The following is a 7,161-nucleotide window of genomic DNA, read 5'->3' on the forward strand; positions in this document are numbered from 1 at the left end:
CGCCGCCCGGGCCGTCCGGTGACCGTGCCCGCCCCGCCCCGCAGGACGTGCTCCGTGGACCCGGCCCCGGAAGGCCATCGGCGTGGGGGTGGCCGCACCGCGTCAGCGGAAGCGGCGCCCTTCGTCCCGGCGGAACGCGACGACCGCCAGCACCGCCAGCACGGCCGTCCACCCGAGCAGCACCAGCAGGGCGGTGCCGTCCACCGGGCCACCGGTGAGGGCGTTGACCACGAGGTCGCGCCCGGCGCGGGTGGGCACGGCGTGGGAGGCGGTGTCCAGCCACGACGGGAAGATCTCCGGCGGCATGAACAGACCACCGACGAACGCCATCGGGAACACCAGCAGCTGCACCACCACCAGGGATGCCTTCACGCTGAAGTGGTACCCGACGGCGAGTCCCATCAGGAGGAAGGGCACGCCGCAGCCGAGCACGACCGCCACTCCGGCCAGGATCTGGGCCGGGCTGGCCTGGGCGCTGGTGAACAGCGCGGCGACCACGATCACCGGGATCAGACCGAGCAGGCAGAAGAAGAGCCCGGTGAGCAGGCGACCGCCGAAGCGGGGGCCGGCGCCCACGGGCAGGGTCCGCACGTAGGCGTCCCAGGGTTGCGCCCGGTCCTCGGCGATGCCGGCGCCGAAGGTGTACAGGCAGACGTTGATGACGGCGAACAGGCTCAACTGCCCCGCCGCGGCCGTCGCGGCGACGGGGTCCCCGCCCACCTGGCTCTGCGGCACGACGAAGAACAGCATGATCAACGCGGGGAAGACGAGGTTCCCCACCATCGCGATGGGGATGCGCGCGGTCTCCAGCAACTGGTACCGGGCGTGGAGCAGAAGCATGCGCATCAGGCCGCTCCCGTCGTGGTCGAGGTGGGCACGAGCGACTCGTCGTCACGGCGGCCGGTCAGGCTCCGGAAAGCCTCCTCCAGGGAGGCGCCCGACACCTCCAGGTCGGTGAACTCGGCCTCCGAGAGGACCAGCTCCCGCACCAGCGCGTCGCTGTCGTTGGTGAGCAGCTCGGTCCGGCCGTCGGGCAGGACGGCCTGGTCGAGGACCCCGTCGAGCGCGGGGAGGTGCGCGGCGCGCAGCAGGAGGCGGCGGGTGGGCACCCGCGATCGGACGGCGTCGAGGGTGTCGTCGACCAGCACGCGGCCGCCGGCGATCACCACGACCCGCTCGGCGAGCGCCTCCACCTCCTCCAGGTAGTGGCTGGTGAGCAGGAGGGTGCCGCCGGTGGCGTGGTAGTCCCGCAACGCGTCCCACAACTGGAGCCTGGCGTCGACGTCCAGCCCGGTCGTCGGCTCGTCCAGGACGACCAGGTCGGGCCGGCCGACCACGGCGAGCGCGACCGTGAGCAGGCGCTGCTGCCCGCCGGACAGGGCGCCGGTCTGCCGGCGCCGCAGGGCGGTCAGCCCGAAGCGGTCCAGCAGTTCGCCCGTCGGCACCGGATCGGCGTAGTGCGCGCCGACGAAGTCGACGACCTCACCCACCCGGAGGTTCTCCGGGAGCCCGGTGCGCTGGGGTGTCGTTCCGAGGCGGCGTCTGCTGGCGGGGTTCCTCGGGTCGCCCCCGAACAGTTCGACCCGGCCCGCCGACGGCCTCCGGAGCCCGGTCAGCAGGCTGATCATGGTGCTCTTGCCGGCCCCGTTGGGGCCGAGGAGACCGACGATTCCCCCCTGGGGGATGTCGAGGTCGGCGCGGTCGAGCGCCAGGGTGTCGCCGAAGCGCCGACTGACGCCGACGGCCCGCGCGAGTAAGCCCGTCATTCATGGTTCCTTCGTGTGTGGAGCGCGCCCGTCGTGGGCCGGGGAGGACACCCGGTCGACGTGTCCGCTCGGGGTGAGCAGGTCGTGCAGCGCGGCGAGGTAGTGGTCGAAGGCACTCCTGCCGCGCGGGGTGATCTCGACGAAGGTGGTGGACGTGCGCCCGCCGCGTTTCTCCGTGTTGACGTAGCCGGCCGCCGTGAGCTTGCGGAGATGGGTGATCAGGTTCCCCGGCGTCATGTCCAGGAGCTCCTGGAGGCGGGAGAAGGTGATCTGGTCGCCGGGGCCGAGGGTGGACAGCGTGGCCATCACCCGGAGCCTGGCCTGGGCGTGGATGACCGGGTCGAGTTCGGGGGGCGTGGGGATCACCCCTCCCCACGCGGGCGACCGGACCGCCGGAGGGCGGCGACGAGCGCCGCGACGAGCAACACCCCGCCGCCCAGCAGGGAGAGCAGCAGGTTGGTGGTGGGTGGGCTGGTGAACGCGCTCGCCGTCCCGAGGACGGCGAACCAGCAGCCGAGGCCGAAGTCGACCCGGGAGTCCCACAGGGCCGCGCCGGCCATGAGCAGGACACCGGTGAGGACGGCGGGCAGGGTGGCGAAGAGCATCCCGGCGAGCGGGTCCGGGAGGCCGTGCGCCCCGGCTGCCACGACGACCAACGAGACCGCCGTCATGCCGATCGGCCACGTCAACCCGTACAGGATCCCGAATCGGCGGGAATCGCCCCGCAGGCCGTGGAAGGCGCGGACCAGCTCGACACCGACGACCGCGTTGCCGACGACGAGCATCCCGAAGAAGACGGCCAGCGCGGCCGACAGGGGGAGGAGCGGGTCGGCCAGCCCGCCGAGGAACAGCAGGAGGTGACCGGCGAACCAGACGACACCCCAGGTGCCGTACATGACCCTCGGGTCGGGGGTGGTCAGGTGCTCGGTGCGGCGCTGTTGACCCTCGACCAGCGCGAGGAGCAGCTCCGGGGACGGCGGGTCCGAGGACACCACGTCCTGGGAGCGGTCAGTCATGGCAACCCCTTGACTTTGCGACACAAAGTTCCACCTCCTCTTTGTATCGCAAAGTCAGGATGGGGGGCAAGCCAGGCGCACGTCACCGATGCCGCCACCGGCCGAACGGCCCGGCGCCGGGAGGAACCCCGACGGGGGGCGATCCGGGAGCGGGGAGCGCGCGGGTCACCTCAGCGCCGCGACCGGGACGACCGCCGACGAGGCGGGCGCGGGCACTCCCTCGTCGCCGGCCGGCGGATGTCGGGGCGGCACCCTACCCTCCGCGCATGGCTTACGACTTCCAGGTGGTCATCGACTCGACGAATCCGCACGAACTCGCGGACTGGTGGGCGGAGGCGTTCGGCTGGGACGTGGAACCGAGCGACGAGGACTTCATCCGCGACATGGTGCGGCAGGGGTTCGCGACCGAGGAGGAGACCACCACCCATCGGGGGACCCTGGTCTGGCGGGTGGGGGCGGCCATCCTCGGTCCCGGGTCGGCCACCGGTGAGCGGCGCCGCATCCTCTTCCAGCTCGTCCCCGAACCGAAGACGGTCAAGAACCGCGCGCACCTGGACATGCGGGTCGGACAGGACCGGATCGACGGCGAACTGCGGCGGTTGCTCGACTCCGGCGCGCGACTGCTCCACCACGGCCGCCAGGGCCCCCACCACCGCTGGGTGACGATCGCCGACCCGGAGGGCAACGAACTCTGCCTGACCTGACCTGGCACGCGTTCGTCGCCCGCGCTCGCTCCTCCCGGACCCGGTCGGCAGGGCGTGGCCGACCCGGCGAACGGTCCGCCGGTGGGACGGGGAGCGGGGCGAACCCGCCGGGTGCTGGGGGAGCACCCGGCGGACGCCATCACACCCCCTGGGGGTGCCAGACGGTCTTGTGCTCCAGGAACGCGCGCAGCCGCTCCATGCCGGGGGGACGGGTCCAGTCGGGCTCCTGCCCCGCCCGCCCGGCCCCGAACACCCGCTTGACCGTGCCGGCGGCGGCCCGTTCGAGTTCGGCGCCCAGGATCTCCGGGGCCCCCACCAGGTCCACCGCGTTGACGTCCGCGTGCGCCGCGAGCCACGGCGCCAGCTCGACGGCGTTGCCGGTGACCAGGTTGACGACCCCGCCGGGAAGGTCCGACGTGCCCAGCACCTCGGACAGTGAGATCGCCGGCAGCGGCCGCTCCCGGCTCGCCACCACCACCGCCGTGTTCCCGGCCGCGATCACCGGGGCCACCGTGCTCACCAGACCCAGCAACGACGAGTCCTGCGGCGCCAGAACGCCGACCACGCCGGTGGGCTCCGGGACGGTGAAGGAGAAGTAGGGGCCGGCCACCGGATTGGCCGCTCCGAGGACCGTCGCCAGCTTGTCCGTCCACCCCGCGTACCAGACCCAGCGGTCGATGGCCTGGTCCACCAGGGCCTGCGCCCGCTTGCCCGGTACACCCTCGGCGGAGGTGACCTCGGCGACGAACTGCTCCCGCCGGCCTTCCAGCATCTCCGCGATCCGGTACAGGACCTGCCCCCGGTTGTAGGCGGTCGCACCGGACCAGCCGGGGAAGGCCTTCCGCGCGGCGGTGACCGCCTCCCGCAGGTCCTTGCGGGAGCCCTGCGGGGCGTTCGCGAGGAAACCGCCCTTGGCGTCGTTCACCCGGTAGACCCGACCCGACTCCGAGCGGGGGAACTTCCCGCCGATGTAGAGCTTGTAGGTCTTCGCGACCGCGAGACGATCAGACATTGAGGTAGGCCTCCAGTCCTGCGCGACCGCCCTCACGGCCGAAACCCGATTCCTGGTATCCACCGAACGGCGCGGTGGGGTCGAAGCGGTTGAAGGTGTTGGCCCAGACGACTCCGGCGCGGACCCGGGACGCCGCCCACAGGATGCGGGAGCCCTTCTCAGTCCAGATCCCCGCCGACAGGCCGTAGGGCGTGTTGTTGGCCTTCGCGATCGCCTCCTCGGGCGTGCGGAAGGTCAGCACCGACAGCACCGGCCCGAAGATCTCCTCCCGCGCGATCCGCATCGACTGCTGGACGTCGGAGAAGACCGTCGGCGCGAAGAAGTAGCCGCGCTCGGGGACGGGGCACGGGCTGGTCCACCGGCTCGCGCCCTCGGCGTCGCCGGAGTCCGCCAACTCGGTGATCCGGTCCAGCTGGGCCCGCGAGTTGATGGCTCCGACGTCGGTGTTCTTGTCCAGCGGGTCACCGATCCGCAGGGTGCCGATCCGGTCCCGCAGGCGGGACACCAGCTCCTCGGCCACCGACTCCTGCACGAGCAGCCGGGACCCGGCGCAGCAGACGTGCCCCTGGTTGAAGAAGATCCCGTTCACCACGCCCTCGACCGCCTGGTCCAACGGGGCGTCGTCGAAGACGATGTTCGCGGCCTTGCCGCCCAGCTCCAGGCCGAGCCGGCGACCGGTGCCCGCCAGGGCGCGCTGGATCTGCTTGCCCACCTCGGTGGACCCGGTGAAGGCGACCTTGTCGACGCCGTCGTGGGCGACCAGTTCGGCCCCGACCTCGCCCGCACCCGTCACGATGTTGACCACGCCGGGCGGCAGTTCGGCCTGCTGGCAGATCTCGGCGAAGACGAGCGCGGTCAGCGGCGTGGTCTCCGCGGGTTTGAGCACGACCGTGTTGCCGCAGGCCAACGCGGGTGCGATCTTCCACGCCAGCATGAGCAGCGGGAAGTTCCACGGGATGACCTGGGCCGCCACCCCCAACGGCTGGGGATCGGGCCCGTACCCCGCGTAGTCGAGCTTGTCCGCCCATCCGGCGTGGTGGAAGAAGTGCGCGGCGACCGTCGGCAGGTCGGCGTCCCGGGACTCCCGGATCGGCTTGCCGTTGTCCAGGGTCTCCAGCACCGCCAGCTCCCGGGACCGCTCCTGGACCAGCCGGGCGATGCGGAAGAGGTACTTGGCGCGTTCCGCGCCGGGCATCCGGCTCCAGACGCGGTCGTAGGCACGGCGAGCGGCGCGCACCGCGCGGTCCACGTCGGAGGCGGCCGCCGTGCTGACCTCGGCGAGGACCTCCTCGGTGGCCGGGTTGACGGTTTTCATGGGCTCCCCGGCGCCGTCGACGAACTTCCCGTCGACGAACATCTGGTACGCCGGTCGCAGGTTGGCGATATCGGCGGACTCGGGAGCCGGGGCGTACTCGAAGGGAGTCTCGGACATTCCAGTGCTCCAGCGGTAGGTGGTTGGGAGGGGCGGCGAGGACTCCTCAGTCGACCGAGACGTAGTCGGCGCCGCTGTAGTGGCCGGTCAGCAGCCGCCGACGCTGCATCAGCAGGTCGTTGAGCAGGCTGGACGCCCCGAAGCGGAACAGGCGGGGAGCCAGCCAGGCCGGGCCGGCGACCTCCCGGACGGCGACGAGGTAGCGGATGGCGTCCTTGGTGTTCCGGATGCCGCCCGCCGGCTTCACGCCCCGGTGTTCGCCGGTCAGGGCGTGCCAGTCACGGACCGCCTGGAGCATCACGTGGGTGACCGGCAGGGTCGCGGCCGGCGAGACCTTCCCCGTCGAGGTCTTGATGAAGTCGGCGCCCGCCAGGAGCGCCAGCCAGCTGGCCCGCCGCACGTTGTCGTAGGTGGCCAGCTCGCCCGTCTCCAGGATCACCTTCAGGTGGGCGCCGCCGCAGGCCGCCTTCACGGCCTGGATCTCCTCGAAGACGCGGCCGTACCGACCGGTGAGGAAGGCGCCCCGATCGATGACCATGTCGATCTCGGTGGCTCCCGCCTCCACCGCCATGGTCGTGTCGGCCAGTTTGACCTGCCGGTTCGACCGGCCGGACGGGAAGGCCGTGGCGACCGCGGCCACCCCGACCCCGGTGCCCTCCAGGTCGCGGACCGCCACCTCGGCCAGGTCGGGGTAGACGCAGACCGCCCCCACCGAGGGCACGTCCGGGTACTCCGGGTCGGGACGACGTGCCTTCGCCGTCAACGCCCGCACCTTCCCCGGGGTGTCCGCACCCTCCAGGGTCGTGAGGTCGACCATGGAGATGGCGGTGTCGATGGCCCACCTCTTGGCGTCCTTCTTGACGCTGCGGGTGGCCAGCGCCGCCGCTCGCTGCTCCAACCCCACCTGGTCGATGCCGGGCAGTGCGTGCAGGAAACGGCGGAGCGAGGTCTCGTCGCGGCTCGCCTCGATCAGTTCGGGGGGTGGCCCGCTGCTGACCGCGTCGGTGGCCTGGGCTGTCGTGGTCGACCCGGATGGCATGCCCGAAGTCTAGGCGCCGCCGTGGACCGTTCCGCCACGCTCGCGACGGCCACCGCCCGCGGGCCGAGGAGGGGGAGGCGGCAGGGCGACCGCCGCGTGGCGGTCACGACCCGCCCGGCCGCGAGCCGGGGTGGAGCCGGGGCGCGCCGGGCCCCGGCTGGCTGCCGGGGCCCGACGAGCCGGCGGGTACCG

At 72.5% G+C, this 7,161-nt stretch carries 8 protein-coding genes; 1 reads left to right on the forward strand and 7 read right to left on the reverse strand.

Annotated features, from left to right (window positions below):
- Window positions 1-102: 102 nt before the first annotated feature.
- Genes ACTIDRAF_RS0208370 through ACTIDRAF_RS0208385 form a run of 4 tightly spaced genes read right to left on the reverse strand, consistent with a single transcriptional unit; the run spans window position 103 to window position 2,782 of the window.
- Window positions 103-846: an ABC transporter permease gene (locus ACTIDRAF_RS0208370; RefSeq protein ID WP_016698284.1), complete on the reverse strand. Its 744-nt coding sequence runs from the start codon at window positions 844-846 to the stop codon at window positions 103-105.
- On the reverse strand, window positions 846-1,766 hold the full coding sequence (locus tag ACTIDRAF_RS0208375) for an ABC transporter ATP-binding protein (RefSeq protein WP_016698285.1): 921 nt from the start codon (window positions 1,764-1,766) through the stop codon (window positions 846-848). The genes ACTIDRAF_RS0208370 and ACTIDRAF_RS0208375 overlap by 1 nt, the downstream gene beginning before the upstream one ends.
- The gene (locus ACTIDRAF_RS0208380; RefSeq protein ID WP_016698286.1) at window positions 1,767-2,132 is read right to left on the reverse strand and encodes a transcriptional regulator; all 366 of its coding nucleotides are present in this window, start codon (window positions 2,130-2,132) and stop codon (window positions 1,767-1,769) included.
- On the reverse strand, window positions 2,129-2,782 hold the full coding sequence (locus tag ACTIDRAF_RS0208385) for a hypothetical protein (RefSeq protein WP_016698287.1): 654 nt from the start codon (window positions 2,780-2,782) through the stop codon (window positions 2,129-2,131). The genes ACTIDRAF_RS0208380 and ACTIDRAF_RS0208385 overlap by 4 nt, the downstream gene beginning before the upstream one ends.
- Window positions 2,783-3,048: 266 nt before the next feature.
- On the opposite strand from ACTIDRAF_RS0208385, the gene ACTIDRAF_RS0208390 reads away from it, so the two are divergent.
- Window positions 3,049-3,486 carry a VOC family protein gene (locus tag ACTIDRAF_RS0208390; protein ID WP_016698288.1) on the forward strand — a complete coding sequence of 146 codons (438 nt, stop codon included), beginning with the start codon at window positions 3,049-3,051 and terminating at the stop codon, window positions 3,484-3,486.
- A gap of 139 nt (window positions 3,487-3,625) precedes the next feature.
- On the opposite strand, the gene ACTIDRAF_RS0208395 is transcribed toward ACTIDRAF_RS0208390, so the two are convergent.
- The 3 genes from ACTIDRAF_RS0208395 to deoC are packed head-to-tail and all read right to left on the reverse strand — an operon-like array spanning window position 3,626 to window position 6,969.
- A complete protein-coding gene (locus tag ACTIDRAF_RS0208395) occupies window positions 3,626-4,498 on the reverse strand; it encodes an aldehyde dehydrogenase family protein (RefSeq protein WP_016698289.1) in 873 nt (290 codons plus the stop codon).
- Window positions 4,491-5,930, reverse strand: coding sequence for an aldehyde dehydrogenase family protein (locus tag ACTIDRAF_RS0208400; protein WP_016698290.1), 1,440 nt, complete (start codon window positions 5,928-5,930; stop codon window positions 4,491-4,493). Before ACTIDRAF_RS0208400 ends, ACTIDRAF_RS0208395 begins: the two co-directional genes overlap by 8 nt.
- 46 nt (window positions 5,931-5,976) lie before the next feature.
- Window positions 5,977-6,969 (reverse strand): deoxyribose-phosphate aldolase, encoded by a 993-nt coding sequence (gene deoC, locus ACTIDRAF_RS0208405; RefSeq protein ID WP_016698291.1) that lies wholly within the window; start codon window positions 6,967-6,969, stop codon window positions 5,977-5,979.
- Window positions 6,970-7,161 lie beyond the last annotated feature (192 nt).

It is taken from the genome of Actinoalloteichus spitiensis RMV-1378, from assembly GCF_000239155.1.
Taxonomy (GTDB): Bacteria; Actinomycetota; Actinomycetes; order Mycobacteriales; family Pseudonocardiaceae; genus Actinoalloteichus_B; species Actinoalloteichus_B spitiensis.